General features: G+C 37.8%; 14 protein-coding genes. 12 read left to right on the top strand and 2 right to left on the bottom strand.

The window, feature by feature from the left end; genetic code table 11:
* Positions 1-91: 91 nt before the first annotated feature.
* Positions 92-880 (bottom strand): Uma2 family endonuclease, encoded by a 789-nt coding sequence (locus PL8927_RS19590; RefSeq protein ID WP_083624933.1) that lies wholly within the window; start codon positions 878-880, stop codon positions 92-94.
* Positions 881-953: 73 nt separating this feature from the next.
* Positions 954-4,463, bottom strand: coding sequence for a glycosyltransferase (locus PL8927_RS19585; RefSeq protein WP_083624932.1), 3,510 nt, complete (start codon positions 4,461-4,463; stop codon positions 954-956).
* A gap of 87 nt (positions 4,464-4,550) precedes the next feature.
* On the opposite strand from PL8927_RS19585, the gene PL8927_RS19580 reads away from it, so the two are divergent.
* The 12 genes from PL8927_RS19580 to PL8927_RS19525 all read left to right on the top strand — a co-directional run bounded on the left by PL8927_RS19580 (position 4,551) and on the right by PL8927_RS19525 (position 19,262).
* Positions 4,551-4,829, top strand: a complete 279-nt coding sequence (locus PL8927_RS19580; RefSeq protein WP_083624931.1) for a hypothetical protein — start codon at positions 4,551-4,553, stop codon at positions 4,827-4,829.
* Positions 4,830-4,850: 21 nt separating this feature from the next.
* A complete protein-coding gene (locus PL8927_RS19575) occupies positions 4,851-6,722 on the top strand; it encodes a tetratricopeptide repeat-containing sulfotransferase family protein (protein WP_083624930.1) in 1,872 nt (623 codons plus the stop codon).
* 145 nt (positions 6,723-6,867) lie between these two features.
* Positions 6,868-8,682, top strand: coding sequence for a response regulator (locus tag PL8927_RS19570; protein WP_083624929.1), 1,815 nt, complete (start codon positions 6,868-6,870; stop codon positions 8,680-8,682).
* A 256-nt stretch (positions 8,683-8,938) separates the two neighbouring features.
* Positions 8,939-12,175 (top strand): PAS domain-containing sensor histidine kinase, encoded by a 3,237-nt coding sequence (locus tag PL8927_RS19565; RefSeq protein WP_083624928.1) that lies wholly within the window; start codon positions 8,939-8,941, stop codon positions 12,173-12,175.
* 38 nt (positions 12,176-12,213) lie between these two features.
* Complete coding sequence (locus PL8927_RS19560) at positions 12,214-12,597, top strand: response regulator (RefSeq protein ID WP_197047486.1); 384 nt, start codon at positions 12,214-12,216, stop codon at positions 12,595-12,597.
* A 230-nt stretch (positions 12,598-12,827) separates the two neighbouring features.
* Positions 12,828-13,334 carry an Hsp20/alpha crystallin family protein gene (locus PL8927_RS19555; RefSeq protein WP_197047485.1) on the top strand — a complete coding sequence of 169 codons (507 nt, stop codon included), beginning with the start codon at positions 12,828-12,830 and terminating at the stop codon, positions 13,332-13,334.
* Between the two features lie 21 nt (positions 13,335-13,355).
* A complete protein-coding gene (locus PL8927_RS19550; RefSeq protein ID WP_231506075.1) occupies positions 13,356-13,781 on the top strand; it encodes a response regulator in 426 nt (141 codons plus the stop codon).
* Between the two features lie 98 nt (positions 13,782-13,879).
* Complete coding sequence (locus PL8927_RS19545) at positions 13,880-14,206, top strand: circadian clock KaiB family protein (RefSeq protein WP_083624925.1); 327 nt, start codon at positions 13,880-13,882, stop codon at positions 14,204-14,206.
* A 34-nt stretch (positions 14,207-14,240) separates the two neighbouring features.
* The gene (locus PL8927_RS19540) at positions 14,241-14,564 is read left to right on the top strand and encodes a circadian clock KaiB family protein (RefSeq protein WP_083624924.1); all 324 of its coding nucleotides are present in this window, start codon (positions 14,241-14,243) and stop codon (positions 14,562-14,564) included.
* Positions 14,565-14,595: 31 nt separating this feature from the next.
* Positions 14,596-18,153, top strand: coding sequence for a PAS domain S-box protein (locus PL8927_RS19535; protein WP_083624923.1), 3,558 nt, complete (start codon positions 14,596-14,598; stop codon positions 18,151-18,153).
* Positions 18,154-18,312: 159 nt separating this feature from the next.
* Positions 18,313-18,489 carry a P-loop NTPase family protein gene (locus PL8927_RS19530; protein WP_156093257.1) on the top strand — a complete coding sequence of 59 codons (177 nt, stop codon included), beginning with the start codon at positions 18,313-18,315 and terminating at the stop codon, positions 18,487-18,489.
* 65 nt (positions 18,490-18,554) lie between these two features.
* Positions 18,555-19,262: a phosphorylase family protein gene (locus PL8927_RS19525; RefSeq protein ID WP_083624922.1), complete on the top strand. Its 708-nt coding sequence runs from the start codon at positions 18,555-18,557 to the stop codon at positions 19,260-19,262.
* Positions 19,263-19,397 lie beyond the last annotated feature (135 nt).

Here is a 19,397-nt window from a genome sequence, read left to right as displayed (position 1 = left end):
TAATAAATAGGGATTTTGAGCTTGACTATTCCTCTGTGATTAAGAAGATGGGCGGAACAGGTATTTTACCTGTTAAAATTATAAAATTTAATCATTCAATTTGATCAGGATCAATCCCCGCAGCCCGTAGTAATTCGACTAAACGATTAGCTTTTTGTTCCGCCTTGTCTGCCCGTTGGCGTTCAGTTTCTGCTCGTTGACGTTCAGTTTCTGCCCGTTGACGTTCAGTTTCTGCATTTTCTTGGGCTGTTTTTTCTCGTTCTTGACTATTAGGCAATAGTTCCCCTTCTAAGGTTGCCCAGCGTAACCACACAGTATCAATATTATAAAATATTCCTGACCAGCGAACTAATTTTAAGCCTAATTTCTGGCTTTCTAACTGTCCTTTAGTATCTAGTTCTAGGGGTTGATAATCACCTCCGTCTAAACGAAATCCTTGCCAATCTTTGGGATTAAATGGATCATACCAAAAATATTCGGTGACTCGCATTTGATTTTGATAAATTAATTTTTTCTCGTTTTTATCCCGTTGTGCGGTACTTTCAGAAAGTAGTTCAATGACTAGATCAGGCCCTTTTCCTTCTTCCCAAATCACCCAGCTTTTTCGTTCTTTACGAGGAACATCTAAAACGATAAAAACATCTGGCCCTCGAAAGTCTTGATTGCGAACTTGGGCGAGACTATAGTAAACAAACATATTCCCCCCAATATAAATATCTTGATCTTGTAAAGCATGACTGAGGGGTTCTATTAATAAGTCCATTTGCAGTTTATGGCGCGCTGTTTCCATCGGAATTCCATCATCATAGGGGAGTTGATCTTGGGTAGGAGGCAGTTCAATTTCTGGAATATCTAATAGGATTTGAGTAGGATTTGACATAGCTTAAAGTGGATTTATGTATGGGGTTTTCATCTTAATATAACATTTTTTCAGGAAGGGATAGGATGGCTAACTAAGAATGAATACCGAGGAGGGTTTCCATCAGGTATTTCCATTGAGAAGATTGGGTTATGGTTAAGGTGTTTAAGGGTTGATTTTTATAGGTTGAGAGTCTGACAAAATCCTCAATCCAATCTAATAGGGTTTCGGTAATAAATTCCGAGGTTGAAACCTTTAAGGATGCTTGCAGGTATTTTAACATATCGGTTTGATTATTTTGGGTATAGGCAAACCAAGCATTCCACAGACAGGAAGCATAATTTAACTGTTGATTTAATTGTTTAATTCCTTTTTTAATTTGGGGTTGATTGGCAAAGTTAGAATCAAATTCTGCTTCTAGGGCTTGTTGAATAATAGTTAGGGTTTGTTTTAACATCCGGTCTTCTTTAAAGAGTTCTTCCGCCCGTTGTTTAGACGCTACACCCATTTTAGATAATAACAGAGGATTAACAGCTAATTCTTGCAGGGTTTGAACAAGTTCATTAACTGTTTTTTGAGGATCAATATTGGGATCAGTTAAGAGTTTCCCCGTATCTCCTAAACCTTCAGGAATACCGCCCGCAGCCGAAGCAATAATGGGTAATCCTTTCGCCATTGCTTCCATAATTGCAAAGGAGGGAGCGGCTTCTGCTAAGGAGGTTAAGATAAAGATATCACAGGCATCTAACCAGTCGGGAATATCCCACCGTTGTCCTAAGAATATGACGCGATCGCTAACTCCTAAATCCTCAACTTTTTGTTTTAATTCAGATTCTAAATCATGATCACTTCCCTGTCCCGTTCCTGCCCAAACAAAGTATAATTTTTCCCAGATAGAAGTGTGTTTTAATTGGGCGATCGCTTCTAATTGAAATCGATGTCCTTTAATGGGGGCTAACCGTGCTGTAGTTAAGCACATAATTCCCTCTTCAGGAATACCTATTTCTTGGCGCAACCGTTGACGAGTGGCTAAATTAGGCGGGGCAAAATATTGTTCTGATCGCCCATAATACACCATATTTCCTTTATCTTTGGGTAAGCCAAATTGGTCTTGTAAAATCCGAATATGTTCATAAGCTGCGGTATTAAAAGTACGGGCTAATCCATATTGATATAATACCCCTTTGCTGTAGGGAACACCATCTCCCATTGTAAAATCAATATGTTCTGGCATCGCTAATCCTAAAGCAATTATATAGGGAATATTGCGCTGAATTGCCACTTGTTTAGCAGCAAAATGGGAGTAAGGCCAGCCATCACTAAAAATAATAAAATCGGGCTTAATTTCATTATAAAGGGTTTCTGCATCTTGGGTATTTCTCAAAATTCGAGGTAAATCTTGGCTGGTGCTATATTCCAACCAATATTGCTGAATTCCTAAGTCTTTTTCCCCCTCAACTAAGGGGTTATCATGTTGGGGTCTAACGGCTGTTACTCGATATCCTAATTTTGCTAATTCACACAAAATTAAATGATCATATTGGGCTAACCCGCCAATACCAGGATCATCCGTATTCATTAACAGAATGTGGGGTTTATTCGGGGAGGATGTTAAAGTGGGTTTAGATTGAGTGCTAAGTTTTGGATTCATAATTTTATCGATAACAGATTTCCATTCCTGAGAGTTAATTAAAGCATAAGTATCTACTTTTTCTCCATAGTCTGATGCAATATTTTGAAAAGCATCAAGCCAGTGAGAAATCGTTTCTGTTAGAGGAAAGAAAGTATATTCTATGGATTTCTCTAAACACTCTATCATTAAATTATGATAACCATCTCGATACATTCTCCAAGCTAACCACACCCAGCGATCATAACTTTCTTTTCGACGTAAGCGAAGAATTTTGTTAGGAAGATTAGGGTGATTAAAAAAATTATCCATAATCATTTCAGTATTTTTAATAACTTTTAATCCTCCTGACATTAAATTTTTATCATGTTGACGATAACCAGCATGAATTTCTTTTAACCAAGCGGTTTTGCATCCCATTAAGGATAAACGTAAGACAAAATCTAAATCTTCTGTAGGAGGATAATGATGATCAAATCCTCCCACTTTTTCCCACCATTCTCGACGTAAAATCAGACAACTGGGACGCACACATTTATGTAAAATCCATGTTTCTAAATTGAGTTCTGGTGCAGTATTCCAAGGTGTTATGGCTGTCCAGTTTTGCCCTTCTTGATTAACACAATACCAACCACTTTGGACTAAATCAATCGCAGGATTATTATCAAGAAATGCTACTTGATCTGCTAATTTTTGGGGTAAGAAAAAGTCATCTGCATCTAAAAAAGCTAAAAATTCACCTTGAGCTATTTCACAACCCTGATTTCTGGCTTTAGCGGCGCCTTGATTTTCTTGATAAATATATTTAATCACAGGAAAATAAGGTTTTAGAATTTGTTGAGTTTGATCTTGAGAACCATCATCAATAACAATAACCTCATAATCTGTATAAGTTTGTTCGAGAACGCTTTTTACACATTGTTCAATATATTGATCGCAATTATAGGCTGGAATAATCACACTAACTCTAGGTTTATTTTGGGGATTAATTTCAGCAATTAATTGTTTCCATTCGGGTAAATTATAGAAGATTTTAAAATTAAATTCATAACCATAACCCCGACAATAACCTATAAATCGATGTACCCAATCAGAAATAGTAATCGCTACAGTATAAGGAGTATAGGGTAAAGATTGTTGTAAAAATTCAGCCATTTGTTGAGGATGATCCGTATGATATAAATGCCATGCCATCCAAGTCAAAGATTCATATCGAGCTATTTTTTCCAGTTTCCGAACTTCAGTGGATAAATTAGGTTGACTAAAAAATTTGTCATGAAGATCTATCATCAAATTAGCTCTTTCTCTGGCTTTTTGATTAGAAACTGTTTCCTCGTGTTGTCGATAATTAACGGTAATTTCAGTTAACCAAATTGCTGAATATTCATGCAATGCTAAACGCCAAATAAAATCAACGTCATCCACTCCATTAAACCGAGAATCAAATCCCCCAATTTGTTGCCAAGCTGAACGCCTAAACATCAAAGCACTGGGTAAAATTGGCGTTCTTGTTATCCAAGTTTCTAATGTTAAATTCGGTAAGTTATGCCAAGGTTCAATATCAGAAATTTTGTTATTATTGTGATCAATTAAACGCCAACCACTATTAACAATTGCTACATTGGGGTTGGCTTCAAAGCAAGCTACTTGATGCTCTAATTTTTTGGGCAAAAATACATCATCTTGATCCAGTAAAGCAATTAATTCTCCTCTAGCTTCCTCAATTCCTCGATTTCTGGCGGCTGCAACTCCCTGATTAGATTGAAAAATGTAACGAATTAGGGAGGAGTCTTGGCAACTCTCCACATAATGTTGTATAATTTCAGAAGTGTTATCTGTTGAGCCATCATCGACTATAATAATCTCATAGTTTGAGTAGGTTTGACTTAATACACTATCAATGGCTTGGCTAAGGTAGCGATCGCCATTATAAACCGGAATAATAACGCTAACTTGGGAGAATACACTAGACATAAATTTAAAGTTTTAGATAATCAATCTGTTATTATAACTCTTATTGAGACCGATGATCAATTGTTTAAAAAAGTAAATTGATGCCTAATGACAAAACAAAAGCCATCGGGAAAACATGATAACTTTGGAACTCCCCCTAAATCTGTAATGTTACCCAATTTAGGGGGCAAAAATATGCAAACCCTAAAACCCGTTAAATGGACTCCCGTTAAACTGATTTTATTCTTAATCTTTGTATTTGGGCTTTACGGTGGTTTATTATATGTAGCGAGTGGGATTTCTCAAGTTTTATTGATCTATTTACTGGCAATTCCTGCTATTGCTGGTTTAGTGTTTTATCTGGTGTATCAATTGACCAAAGGTTAAAAGTTATCCGAATAAATTTTAATGAGTTTTGATTTTAACTTATTACCTGAAAATCCGATTTTAGCTTCCACCGTATACGAACAGGCGGAACTTTATAGAAATCAGGGAAATTTAGAAGAAGCGATCGCACTTTATCAAAAAACTATCGAACTCGATCCTAACTTTTCTTGGGCGTATCATCAACTGGGAGATATTTTCTCCCAGCAAAATAAGTGGACAGAAGCAATTGTTGTTTACCGTCAAGCGATCGCACTTAACCCTAACTTTTCCTGGTCTTATCATAACTTAGGAACAGCTTTATCTCAACAAAAACAATCGGATCAGGCGATTTTAGCTTATTCCAAAGCCATTGAACTCAACCCAGAGTTTTGTTGGTCTTATTATTATTTAGGAGAAGCTTTTGACCGCCAACAAAACCAACAGGAAGCGGTTGTTGCTTATTTTAACGCTTGGAAACAAAACCGGGATTTATTAGAGAGTTTAAATCGAATTGCAGAAGTGCTTCAATCTCAAATTAAACAGGGATTAGATTCCGTAATTAATGAGTATTGCTCGGTAGTCAATAAACCTGATAATAGTAAATTTTTACCAACTGATGTTGAACTCTATATCAAAGTAGCAGAAATTCTCAATCAAAACAAACATGAACTTGCAGCCCTAATATTTTATCACATTGCCTTAAAAATTCAACCTAATAATTTAGATATTTCTCCAAAAATAAATGCTATTTTAGAGCAAAAGAAAGCTTTAGAGCAAGCAATAGAACAATGTCTAAGTGCTGTGCAAATTAACCCCAATGATCCCCAAGCTTATTACAACTTAGGGATGGCTTTATTTCGCAACCAACAGCAGGATGAAGCGGTTTGTGCCTATCTCAAATTTTTAGAGCTTAAACCCGATATATTTCTGTGGAATTATCAAAATATTGTGGATTTAATTGCAGCACAAAATCAACTCAAAACAGCGATTAATATTTACCATCAAGAGATTGAAATCAATCCAGAATCCTCTATTGTTTATTTGAATTTAGCCGTATTATATACTTCTCAAGGCGATTTAAAATCTGCTATCGAATATAATCATATTGCAGGTCAAAAAATTATCCCTAAATTCCGTCCTCAATGGCAGAATATTGAGCAAATATTACAACCTGTTAATCACCTCGATTATGTAATTATTGGAACTCAAAAAGGAGGGACAACCTCTTTAAATTATTATCTGTCTGAACATCCAAATATCATCTCTTCAATGATTAAAGAAATGCCCTTTTGGTCAAATCAAGTTGATCGAGGTTTAGAGTGGTATTTTTCTCATTTTCCCCCGATTCCTCCCGGCTATAATTGTTTAGTAGGAGAAGCAACACCCCTTAATTTTAATCATCCAGAAGTTCCTGAAAACTTAGTCAAAGTTTTTCCGAATGTTAAATTAATTCTTCTGTTAAGAAATCCCATTGATCGGGCTGTTTCTCATTATTATCATTGGTTGAGCTTAAAATGGGAGTTGCATTCTTTGGAAGAAGCAATGGAATTAGAACTAGAACAATTACAGGATCAAACGATTGATTTTTGGACAAAACTCACCCATCCTCAATTTCAAGGATATCTGGCTAAAGGGTTGTATATTCATTTCTTAGAAAAATGGATGAAAATCTTTCCCAGAGAACAATTTTTAATTTTAAAAAGTGAAGATTTTTATGCAAATCCCGATCGAGGAACAACACAAGTGCTTCAATTTTTGGGTTTACCTGAATATCACTTATCAAAATATCATCAATATAATACCAGGCCCTATCCCCCCCTCTCTAAATCAACACGCGCCTTGCTCAAAGATTATTTTCAACCCTATAATCAGCAGTTAGAGGATTTTTTAGGAATACGGTTGAATTGGAATTAAAGAGTTTTCTAACCCAAATCAGACTAATATTGTGTATATCTTTTCCGGGGAATCAGTTCCCTGGATTCCCTTTTAATCTCATCTTTGAATACAATAGAGTTATCACCCCTGGATAGGAATAGAGAACAGCAACGGAGGAATTTTTATGAAAATTCTGTTGGTCGAAGATGACACGCTGACCAGTGCCGCCTTAGCTGAAATTTTGAACGCTCATCAATACACCGTTAATACAGTTGCAGATGGGATTACAACTTTAGAAATGGCTGAAACCTTTATCTATGACTTAATTCTATTAGATATTGAAATTCCTAAACTCGATGGGATTAGTGTTTGTAAACAACTCCGCATCAAAGGATATCAAAATCCGATCCTACTATTAACCGCCAGAGATAGCAGTACAGATCGGGTCATGGGGTTAGATGCGGGAGCCGATGATTATGTGGTTAAACCCTTTGACACCGACGAATTAATGGCAAGAATCCGGGCTTTATTGCGTCGGGGAAAATCCGTTTCTGGGGCGGTTATGACCTGGGAAAACCTCTGTTTTGATCCGATTAATAATGAGATCAAATCAGGCGATCGCTTAGTGCATCTGACCTCGAAAGAATATTGCTTACTTGAACTATTTCTACTCAATCCTAAACGAATTTTTAGCCGTCGGGCAATTTTAGATCGATTGTGGGATTTTGCCGAATCTCCTGGCGAAGAAACTGTTAGCACCCATATTAAATGTTTACGCCAAAAAATCAAAGCTGCTGGCAGTTCAGACCCGATTGAAACCGTTCACGGTTTGGGATATCGTTTGCGAGAGCCCTCTAATCTTCCAGAGTCCCAACCTGTGGATCAATCCCAAAACTCTCGAAAAGAAATGACGGCGATTACTTCGAGGATTTGGGAAAATTTTAAAGACAAAGTTAGGGTACAAATTTCTATTTTAGAGCAAGTTTCTCCCGCGTTACTTAACGGCAAACTGAGTGCAAAACTCCAGCAAGAAGCCAAAAAGGAAGCCCATAAATTAGCCGGATCATTAGGAGTTTTTGGACTCCGAGAAGGCTCCCAAGTGGCGCGAGAAATTGAAGATCTTCTCGAAAACCCTAACCTAGACATTAGCCAAGCTCAATTAATTTCTGATTTAGTTGTGGCGCTGAGTCTTGAAGCCAGTCGAGAAACCCTATTAACGCCCTTTTCCTCAGAACCTGTCGCCTATTCTCCCTTAATTTTAATTGTTGATGATGACTTAATGTTAGCCGAACGAATTCGGGTAGAAGCGATCGCTTGGGGATTAAGAATTGAAATTGCTACGGATCTTTCTGTGGCGCGTAAAATGATTGCTCAAAACCCCCCCAATATTATCTTACTAGATTTGACTTTTCCCAATGCTCAGGAGGACGGTTTAACCCTATTAGAAGAATTGACGGATCGGATTCCTCAAATTCCTGTAATTACTTTAACAGGACGACAAAGCTTAACCGATCGAGTCACCGTTGCTCGTTTAGGAGTCAAAGCTTTTCTCCAAAAACCTTTACCCGCTTATGAAATCCTCAAAACAGTGACTGAGGTACTTTCTCAATCTCGACCAGGTAAGGGAAATCGTGTTTTAATTGTGGATGATGATCCCAGTCTTTTGGCCTATGTTGCTAGGGTTTTAGAAGCAACAGGTTTAACAGTTACGACCCTAGAAAATCCCGAACATTTTTGGGAAGTGTTGTTAGATTGTCGTCCAGACCTGTTAATTTTAGATTGGGAAATGTCGGGTTTCAATGGCATAGATCTCTGTCAAGCGGTGCGAACAGATCAACGCTGGCGGAATCTACCGATTATCTTTTTTTCGGTTCATACTGAAGAAAATACAATTATTCAAGCTTTTGCAGTAGGAGCTTCCGACTATCTCAGTAAAACCATAGCAACCGAAACTCTAATTGTTCAAGTTCTTAGACGTCTGCAACCCATTCCCAGGTGAGGTGTTGACGGTTGACGGGTCAACTTAAACGATCCCCCCTAACCCCCCTTAAAAAGGGGGGAAGAGGACATCCAAGTCTCCCTTGTTAAGGGGGGAAGAGGACATCCAAGTCCCCCTTGTTAAGGGGGATTTAGGGGGATCGAAGTTTTTGGCTAAAGTTGACACCGATGATGCCAACCCGACCCTAAAATATTACAACCTCGGTCTCGAAGGCGCCGATTGCTATATAACAAGAAGCAAGCAGGGGGGAAGAAAGATGAACGATGATGATGTCAGTCAGAAGCCAGAGGAACAACTACCGAGGGCTTTGGATCAGGCGAAGGAAGCCCAACTGCAACTATTGGAATCTGCTGTCCACTGCACCCATGATGCCATCTTGATTACAGAAGCTGAACCGATTGATTTTCCGGGCCCCCGAATTCTGTATGCAAATCCGGCTTTTACCCGGATGACGGGCTACAGTTTGGAGGAGGTGCTGGGAAAAACCCCTCGAATACTTCAAGGCCCTGAATGTTCACGGGCGGTTTTGGATCAAATTCGGGCGGCTTTGCAGCAATGGCAATCGATAGAGGTCGAGTTAATTAACTATCGTAAAGATGGAACTCCTTTTTGGGTGCAACTGAATCTCTTTCCCATAAAAAATGAAACGGGTTGGTATACCCATTGGATTGCAATTCAACGGGATATTACAGAACGCAAACAAACCGAAACTGCGTTACAAGAACGGGAAATGATGTTACGTTCCCTTGGGGATAATTTACCAAATGGGGCGATTTTTCAGATTATTCAAGAGTTAGATAAAAGTTTCTGTTTTAACTATATTAGTGCTGGGATTGAACAAATTACAGGGCTTAAACCGGAAGATATTTTAAAGGAACCTAGTTTGCTGATGAGCCAAATTTTGCCGGAAGATTATTCTGTTTGGCAACAAAAGATGGAAGAAGCTTATCAAAATTTATCTCTTTTCGATGCCGAACTCCGTCAACAAGTTACTTCTGGAGAAATTCGCTGGACACATAGTCGCTCTGCTCCCCGTCGTTTAAGCGATGGTCGTATGCTTTGGAATGGAATTGTTGTCGATATTACTGAGCTTAAAACTACAGAATTAGCCTTACAAGAAACCCAGAAATTTATTCAAAAAATATCAGATACTACGCCCAATCTTTTATATGTTTATGATGTTTTAAATCAAAAAAATATTTATCTTAACCCCAAAGGAAGTGAGTTTTTTGGTCGGTCAATTTCTGAAATTCAAGAAAGGGGATTAGCCTTTTTTCAAGAAATCATTCATCCTGATGATCTGTATAAATTAGAGGAACTTCCCCGGCGTTTAGTTCAACTTCAAAACGGGGAGAGAATCGAAAATGAATTCCGGGTAAAAAATGTGGCGGGAGAATGGTGCTGGCTCCATACTTGGGAGATGGTTTTTTCTCGAAATAAGGAAGGAATACCGAATAAAATTATCGGAAATGCGGTTGATATTACCGATATTAAGCAACTTCAAGAAAGTCTGCAAAAAAGTGAAGAACGATTTCGAGTCGCCCTGCAAAATTCACCAATTACTGCGTTTAATCAAGATCTACAATTGCGGTATACTTGGATTTATAATCCGGTTGAAAATTTAGATCCCAATTTTACCCTAGGCAAAACGGATGCTGACTTAATGACGGTTGAAGAGGCTCAAAAATTAACGGAAATTAAACAATCAGTTTTGTCAACGGGAAAAAGAATGAGAACGGAAGTTTCTGTCACCCTGAAGCAACAATTGGGTTACTATGATTTAACGGTGGAGCCTTTAAGAAATCTACAGGGTGAAATTGTGGGGGTCACTTGTGCTGCGATGGATATTACAGAACGCAAAAAAGTTGAAATAGAATTGAGAAGATATCAATTAGAATTAGAAGATAAAGTTCAAGAACGAACAGCAGAATTGCAGGCGATCAATGAACGTTTACTACTGATCCTTGAAGACCAACAGATGATTCAAGATCGGCTTCAGGAACAAGCCCAATTATTAGATCTTGCCCATGATACTATTATTACCCGCAATCTGAATAATATTATTACCTTCTGGAATCGCGGGGCAGAAATGATGTATGGTTGGACAAAAATAGAAGCGTTAGGACAATCAACCCATAGCTTCCTCTGTACACAATTTCCTGAACCCTTAATTGATATTGAAGGCAAATTTTTAGCAACTGGATATTGGGAAGGAGAATTAATTCATCGCAAAAAAGATGGGACGGGTCTAATTGTTTTGAGTCGTTGGGTATTACAACGAGATCAGAAGGATGTTCCGATTAAAATTTTAGAAATTAATACTGATATTACAGAAACTAAAAAAATTCAATATGCCTTAGAGAAAAGTGAAGCTCAGTTTAGAACTTTGATTGAATTCGCCCCTAATGGGATTTTTCTCGTTAATCATCAGGAAGATTGCATCTATGTTAACCCTCGTGCTCAAGAAATTGCAGGTTATACTTTTGAGGAAGCATTAGGTCAAGGATGGCAGAATTTTATTCATCCTGAAGATCGAGAACGGGTTATAGAAAATTCATCAAAAAATAAGCCTAAAAACCCCAAAAATCAAGATGAATTCCGCTATCAACACCGGGATGGTACGGTTCGATTTGCGAGGCTAAAAATGGCTCCAATTGTGTCTAAAATGGGTAATTTAATCGGTCATGTTGGTTCGCTGGAAGATATTACGGAACAACAACAAATTGAACAGATGAAACGGGAGTTTATTTCAGTTGTTAGTCATGAATTGCGGACACCGTTAACGAGTATTCTCGGAGCATTAGGATTATTGGCGAATGGGGTTTATGATCAGAAACCAGAAAAGAGAAAACGAATGTTAAATATTGCCCACAGAGAAACGGAACGATTAGTGCGATTAGTTAATGATATTTTAGATTTTGAACGATTGCAATCGGGAAAAGTTAAACCCCTATTTCAAGCTTGTCTTGTCTCTGATTTACTCGAACAATCGGCCGAAGCCATGACAGCACTTGCGGAATCTCACCAAATTATATTATCTGTTCAGCCCTGTGAGGCTAGGGTGTGGGCAGTACCAGATTCTATTATTCAAACCTTAACGAATTTAATTAGTAACGCTATTAAGTTTTCTCCTCCTCAAACCACCATTGAGATCAAAGCTGAATTGATCACAACGGATGAGGACATAAATGCCAATCTGCCCAATGAGAATATTCTTAACTTGTGTCCTGTCCCTCCTTATGTTTTATTTCGTATCAAAGATCAAGGCAGAGGCATTCCTAATGATAAAATAAAAATCATATTTGAACAGTTTCAACAAGTTGATGCGTCTGATTCCCGACAGAAAGGAGGAACGGGGTTAGGATTAGCAATCTGTCGAATGATTATTCAACAACATGGAGGTCAAATATGGGCAGAAAGTCAGCTTAATCAAGGTAGTTGTTTCTATTTTACACTCCCCCTGCCCCCGAATTCAACCACATCCCCAGGGTAAAGCGAAACCGAAAATATTTCGTAACTGTTCCCTGAATTATGACAAAAAAAATTTTAGTTGTTGATGACGAAGAGTTGATTCTCGAAGTCGTCCAAGCTTGTTTAGAAGATTTAGTCGGATGGGGAATTCACGTTGCAAATTCCGGTCAAGAAGCGCTTAAAATAGCAGCCATTGAGCCTTTAGATGCAGTATTATTAGATGTTTCTATGCCAGAGATGGATGGGATTGAAACGTTGAAACAATTGCAGGATCATCCGATCAATCGGCAAATACCCGTAATATTATTAACGGCTAAAGTATTAGCCACAGAACAAGCTCTCTTTTCCCAATTTAATATTGCAGGTTTGATTAAGAAACCCTTTGACCCCATGAGCTTGCATCAGCAAATTGCCTCTATTTTGGGCTGGGATATTGAAGGGTAGCCAGATTAGCTAGGCTACAAACTTCGCTGTTTCTAGGGTCGATCTCGTCTGCAAATCCCTATCTACAGGAGGAGTACATTTCTCTGAAAAACTTTCAGAAATCAATACTCAACTTCAAATTTTCCTCAAATTTCCTTGATAGCGTATAGGTAATGACAGTCAAACGGAATCCTGTTCAATCCCCTGACAGGAATTCCTCTGGAAACGCTAACAGACTAACAGAAATCATCATGATTTTAGAGAATTTAAACATTGGGCGGTTTTTCAGCAATCTGTATCAACGGATACAGCCTTTCACCAATCGTTCGACGGCGATTAATTCCCCTCTAACTCTTTGGGTTGCTCAGGAGGGAACAACACCCATTCGGGATGTGAAAATGCAAGAAACCGCCACCAATATTCTGTTAAAAGTCTCAATTCCTAGTCTTAAACCCGAAAATTTACAAATTCAGGTGACATCAGAAACGGTGTTTTTATCGGGAGAACAAATTGAACAGGTAACAGTGTTGGGCTATTGCGATTTTACCTATCCCGCCCAACAATTTCAAAGTTTGATTCCTTTACCCTATCCGGTTCATCCCGAAACCGTAACCGCAATATTACATAAGAATGTATTAGTGCTGACGTTACCGAAACAACAACCCGGTTCGTCCTGTCATCAAGGAATCGTAGTCCGTTGTTCTCCAACTCTACACCAGTTATCTCAAGCGTTGGAAATCAATTACGAAAATTCCTAATATTCCAATTGAGTCTAAACCATGTTTTCATCAGTTTTAATGGATTCATCTAACCCCATCAAGGAAAATTTTACTTGTTCCAAACAGCTATTGCTCATTGATGATGATGAAACCATTTTAGAAATTATGCAAAGCTGTTTTGAAGAAATTGCAGGTTGGCAAGTATTGACCGCAAACAATGGGGAAGAAGGACTGCTCAAAGCCTTATCTGAAAAACCAGATGCGATTATTTTAGATTTAATGATGCCGGGGATTGATGGGTTAAAATTTGTGCAGTTACTCAACCAAAAATTTGAGCATCTACACATCCCAATTGTTGTCTTATCGGCTAAAGCCGAACAGATTGATAAAAGCCAATTCTTAAATTTAGGTGTGGTTGATGTGATCATGAAACCCTTTGATCCCTTTGTGTTGATTGAACAGATTAGACTTGCCTTAAAATGGTAAACTTCTGTTTTTCATCCTGCTGCTACTGAATTGTTTAGAAGCTATTTTTTAAAATCCAGACCCTGAAATTTAAAGTTATTGCGCCCAGGAAAGCCATCATGGATAATCAAAAAAACTTGAAACCAAATGAACCAAAACTTTGGGAATTACGTTTATATGTTGCTGGACAAACTCCTAAAGCGATTACCGCCTTTACAAATTTAAAAAAAATTTGTGAGCAGTATCTTCAGGGTCAATATAACATTGAAATCATTGATTTGTTAGAAGATCCCCACCTCGCCCAGGAAGATCAAATTTTCGTACTTCCGACATTAGTTAGAACAATTCCCCCTCCCTTTAAGCAAATTATTGGAGATTTATCGAATCCCGAAAAAATCTTAGTGGGGTTAGAACTATGGAAAGGGGAAGAATGGAAAAACCCTTGAAAGCTCTTAATTGAAAACCCAGAGGAAAACTCTAATGAAAGACCATTATTTGTCACCCAAACAGAACTCTCAACCCTCCATTGAGGAAGGATATTATTGTCTGCGTTTATATATTGCTGGAACTAATTTAAAGTCAATTTTGGCTCTGAAAACCATCAAGTATATTTGTGAAACTCACTTGAAAGATCATTATGATTTAGAAGTGATTGACGTTTATCAGCAACCTGAACTCACCCAAGGCGAACCCATTGTTGCTGTACCGACTTTGATTCGGCTTTTACCATTACCCTTACAAAGAATTATTGGGGATTTATCTCAAAAAGAAAGAATTCTCACGGCTTTAAATTTATCCTTTTAAATGATGTTTTTGTAGGCGTTGAGAGTTAACTATGGTTAACGGGAGATCATCTGAAAAAGAATTACAAGAAGAAGTTAAAAATCTTCGTTATCAGTTAGAAACTGCACAGGAAACATTACGCGCGATCGGGAATGGAGAAGTAGACGCTTTAGTGATTGCAGGGTCACAGGGAGAACAAGTTTATACCCTACAAGGGGCGGACTCCTCCTATCGGCTGTTAGTAGAAGAAATGAAGGAAGGCGCGGCTACTATTACCCCCGATAGTACCTTATTACTCTATTGCAATAAGCGACTGGCTGCTTTAGTTAAAACACCGTTAAAAAAATTAATGGGGACGGATTTTAAGGATTTTATTTTACCTGCTGATTTAATGCTATTTGAAGCTTTATGTCAGAAGGCTCATTCAGGTTCAGGAAAGGGAGAATTAACCTTAATTGCTCGTGATGGTACGGAGATTCCCGTTTATCTTTCGATTAGTATCTTAAATCAACAAGGAGTTGATGTTGGCTGTTTAATTGTTACGGATTTATCAGAACAAAAACGAGATGAAGAAATTATTTCTCAAGAACGGTTAACGCGATTACTGTTAGAAAAAGCGGCGGAGTCAATTATTGTTTGTAATCATCAAGGAAAAATTATTCGAGCGAGTGAAGAAGCCCACAGAATTTTAGGTAAAAATTTACTGCTTTCTAACTTTGATGACATGATTAAACTTGAACTCCTCCCTAAGCAAAATGGGAGTCAACCTTTTCTAAAAAAACAACGCCATTCCACGTTTTCGATTGTTTCTGTGATTAATGGGAATCCCTATCAAGGACAAGAGGTAGAATTTATTCGAGAAGATGGAGAAAAATTTAACTTTTTATTGAGTGCGAGTCCCCTCTCAATTCCCCATAATAATCTTAAAGGTTGTGTGATTATTCTCACGAATATTACAGAACAAAAATGGGCAGAAGCAGCGTTAAAAAAAATCAATGAAGATCTGGAATTCAAAGTTTCTGAACGTACCGCCGAGTTAGAATCTTTAAATAGTCGATTAAAAGAAGAATTATTAGAACAAGCACGAACTCAACAAGTTTTACAAGATCAGGCTAAACTTTTAGATTTAGCCAATGATGGAATTATTGTAGTTGATTTGAGTAATTATATCACTTATTGTAACCAAGGCGCGGAAAAACTTTATGGATATTCTAAATTAGAAGTTTTAGGAAAAAATTTAGTTGAAGTTCTGAAAACTCAATTCCCAAAATCCTTAGACAAAATTAAACAAGAACTGTTTGAGCAGGGAAACTGGGAAGGAGAATTAATTCAAACCAACTGTCAAGGAAATTCTATGATTATTCATAGTAGTTGGTCACTCAAGAAAGATGTGAACGGAAATCCTATTTCTATTCTTAAAATTAATCGGGATATTACTAAAGCTAAACAAGCGGAACAAGCCATCATTGATTCGGGTTTACGCTTGGCTGGTATTTTAGATATGGCTCAGGATGCTATTATTTCAATTAATGAAGATCAAGAAATTACCTTATTTAATCAAGGGGCGGAAAAAATATTTGGTTATACGGCTAATGAAATTTTAAAACAGCCCTTTAGTTTATTAATTTCTCAAGAATTGATTCAAAATCAGGGTCAAGATAATTCCGAAGTATTTCCGTCTAATGGTTTAGTTAAACATATTAAAGAATATGCTGAAGTTAGGGGTCGCCGTAAAGATGGAAGTGAATTTCCGGCTGAAGTTTCTATTTCTCAGTTGTTGTTAGATAAAGGGAAAATTTTAACGGTTTTTATGCGAGATATTAGCGATCGCAAACAAATTGAAATGGCAATTCAAAAAGCCCAAGAAGACCTAGAAAGTAAAGTTCAAGAACGGACAATACAACTGGCGACTTCCAATGATGAATTAATCCGAGAAATCGCTGAACGTAAACTTCTGGAAAATAAACTTCATCAAATTAATGAACAACTAGAACAACGGGTTGAACAACGAACCAATGAGTTAGGGAAAGCCATTGAAGACCTGAAACAAGAAGCGATTGAACGACAAAAAACCACCCTAGCCCTCCAAGAATCAGAAGCCCGGTTTAGGGCGGCTATTGATGGCAGTTTAGATGCGTTTTTTTTATTACAAAGTTATCGAAATGAAGCCGGGAAATCAACCGATTTTATTTTAGTTGATATGAATGCTAAAGCGGAAGAAATGATTTTACAAAATAAAGAAAACCTGATAGGAAAAGGACTCTGTGATGTCTTTCCTTGGGGGTGTGAATTGGGCTATATTGATAAATATTTGCGTGTGTTTAAAACCCATAAAGGATTTGAGGAAGAATTAGCTGTTTCTAACCCGACAGTTAAAGCGAAATGGGTGCAACTGCAAGTTGTTCCTCTTTATGATGGCATTGCTGTGACTTGTCGAGATATTACTGAACGCAAGCAAACTGAAGAAGCCGCCCAAGAAGTGAATGAAAAGCTGACTCACTGGGTCAATGATTTGGAACAACGCAACCGTGAAACTTTGTTATTAGGTCAAATGAGCGAATTTTTACAGGCTTGTAATTCCACAGAAGAAGCTTATCAAGTGATTAATGAGTTACTCAAGCCTTTTTTTCCGAATCTATCCGGTAATTTATTTGTGATCAAAAATTCTAAAAATCTAGTGGAAATGGTCGCCAGTTGGGGGGAGTTAAGTGGGGTGAGCGAGAGTATTTTTGCTCCTCAAGATTGCTGGGCATTGCGACGAGGAAGACGACATTTTGTAGCTTCTTGTGAAAGTAGTTTATTGTGTAAACATATTCCTAAAAAGATACATCAACATCAATTAAATCTGCTTAATTCCAGTGATATTCCCATAAATTCATTAACGGAAACTGAATTATCTTTTATTTCTTCACCGATGGTTGAACATCTTTGTGTTCCGATGATTGCTCAAGGAGATGCGTTAGGATTGTTGTGTTTAGCATCTCATAAATCGGGACAACTTTCTGAAGATCAACAACGGTTAGCCACGTCCGTTGCTGAACATATTGCTTTAGCTTTAGCTAACTTGAAACTACGAGAAGCCTTGGAATATCAAAGCATTCGAGATAGTTTGACCGGGTTATATAATCGTCGTTATTTAGAAGAATCTTTAGAACGAGAAATTAACCGAGCGCAACGTCAAAAGTTTAATTTAGGGGTGATCATGATTGATATTGATCATTTTAAACATTATAACGACACTTTTGGTCATGAAGCCGGGGATATTGTTTTACAACAACTCGGTAATGTATTACAAAAAAATATTCGGGGATCAGATATTGCTTGTCGTTATGGAGGTGAAGAATTTACCCTGATTTTACCCGAAGTTTCTCTGGAAATTGTTCAGGAAAGGGCAGAAAATATTCGAGTTGAAGTGCAAAAATTAAAGCTAAAACATCATGACCTAGATTTAGGTCAGATTACTTTATCTTTAGGAATTGCTCTGTTTCCCAGCCAAGGTTTAACGGGTGAGTCTGTCGTGCGGGCGGCAGATTCTGCGTTGTACCAAGCTAAACAACAGGGAAGAAATCGCGTCTGTGTATTTAGCAAAACCTTTGAAAATTCAGCTTAAATGTATAGATTTGTTACACTTTTCGGGATTTTCCCAATCTTCAAAACTTCTTCAAATTTCTTTTTTATCCTCAAGTCAATATTTTAATTCAGTTTTTAGATTTTACCCCTAGTCGGGGAACCATCCATGATCAATTTTGACGAGGTTTAACAAACGTTTATGCCTAACTGTCCTTGTTGTGCTCATCCCATGCTGCGACACTTTCATAGAGGTCATCTAGTTTGGCGGTGTCGCCACTGTTGGCAAGAAATGCCTGATTTGAATGCTGTTCAATCACCAATTCTGACCTACACTTCCTCTTTGGAAAAAACGGTTAAAAAATTAGTATTGGTCTAACTGAAATGATATAATTGCATCCTGAGTCTCACCGGGCTGAAACAGAATCAAAATCAGAGCGAAGGATGCAGCCATTGAATTTTATTCTTGTTCCCCAAGGTCAAGAATATCAAGCCGTAATCCGAGGATTACAACCGATTCAATCCTCGAAAATTGAAGTTTTACCGATTCCCATTGGCGGTAAATATTTAAGCGTTTATTTAAAGGAATGGCTAGAGTCAGAAGCGGTTAAAAGTCAGTCCTTCCTTCAAGTTTTAGTTTTGGGATTATGTGGAAGTTTATCTCCAAAGCTACAAGTCGGAGATATTGTTGTTTATCAAAACTGTTTACCTCTGATTTCACAAAATTCTATTCAAAATTCCCCCGATAAAAATAGTGTGATTCCCTGCGATTTTAACTTAACTCTTGCCTTACACCACCGCTTAATTCCCTCCTATTTAGTTTGGGGATTAACGACCGAAAGGGTGATTATAACCGCCGACGAAAAACAAAAATTAGGTCAACTTTATCCCGTTCAAGTGGTGGATATGGAAGGGATAATTTTATTAGAAATTTTAACACAAGCAGGAATTAAAGTGGCAATAGTACGAGTTGTTAGTGATGATTATGATCAAAATTTACCTGATTTAACCCCAGCCATTAGTTGCGATGGAAAATTACAGACCATTCCCTTACTTAAAATCATGTTAAAACATCCTTTTAAGGCATTAAAACTGATTCGCAGCGCCTTAAAAAGTCTTCAGATCTTGCAACAAATTACTGGGAAATTGTAGGAGGAGATCACAAATTTGTAGGGGCGGGGGAACCCCCAAAGCGTGTCAACTTAACGCTAGAAGTAGGCGCTCAAACCCGAATTCACGCGCTATCTGATTCCCAGTCAATGATCCCCCCTAACCCCCCTTAACAAG

It is taken from the genome of Planktothrix serta PCC 8927, assembly GCF_900010725.2.
GTDB lineage: Bacteria > Cyanobacteriota > Cyanobacteriia > Cyanobacteriales > Microcoleaceae > Planktothrix > Planktothrix serta.
The sequence above is the reverse complement of the archived record's forward strand: the minus strand, read 5'-3'. Positions and strand labels throughout refer to the sequence as shown.

Coding starts and splice junctions, on each gene's coding strand:
- PL8927_RS19590 (WP_083624933.1), bottom strand. CDS start 880: ATGTCAAATCCTACTCAAATCCTATTAGATATTCCAGAAATTGAACTG.
- PL8927_RS19585 (WP_083624932.1), bottom strand. CDS start 4,463: ATGTCTAGTGTATTCTCCCAAGTTAGCGTTATTATTCCGGTTTATAAT.
- PL8927_RS19580 (WP_083624931.1), top strand. CDS start 4,551: ATGACAAAACAAAAGCCATCGGGAAAACATGATAACTTTGGAACTCCC.
- PL8927_RS19575 (WP_083624930.1), top strand. CDS start 4,851: ATGAGTTTTGATTTTAACTTATTACCTGAAAATCCGATTTTAGCTTCC.
- PL8927_RS19570 (WP_083624929.1), top strand. CDS start 6,868: ATGAAAATTCTGTTGGTCGAAGATGACACGCTGACCAGTGCCGCCTTA.
- PL8927_RS19565 (WP_083624928.1), top strand. CDS start 8,939: ATGAACGATGATGATGTCAGTCAGAAGCCAGAGGAACAACTACCGAGG.
- PL8927_RS19560 (WP_197047486.1), top strand. CDS start 12,214: ATGACAAAAAAAATTTTAGTTGTTGATGACGAAGAGTTGATTCTCGAA.
- PL8927_RS19555 (WP_197047485.1), top strand. CDS start 12,828: ATGATTTTAGAGAATTTAAACATTGGGCGGTTTTTCAGCAATCTGTAT.
- PL8927_RS19550 (WP_231506075.1), top strand. CDS start 13,356: ATGTTTTCATCAGTTTTAATGGATTCATCTAACCCCATCAAGGAAAAT.
- PL8927_RS19545 (WP_083624925.1), top strand. CDS start 13,880: ATGGATAATCAAAAAAACTTGAAACCAAATGAACCAAAACTTTGGGAA.
- PL8927_RS19540 (WP_083624924.1), top strand. CDS start 14,241: ATGAAAGACCATTATTTGTCACCCAAACAGAACTCTCAACCCTCCATT.
- PL8927_RS19535 (WP_083624923.1), top strand. CDS start 14,596: ATGGTTAACGGGAGATCATCTGAAAAAGAATTACAAGAAGAAGTTAAA.
- PL8927_RS19530 (WP_156093257.1), top strand. CDS start 18,313: ATGCCTAACTGTCCTTGTTGTGCTCATCCCATGCTGCGACACTTTCAT.
- PL8927_RS19525 (WP_083624922.1), top strand. CDS start 18,555: ATGCAGCCATTGAATTTTATTCTTGTTCCCCAAGGTCAAGAATATCAA.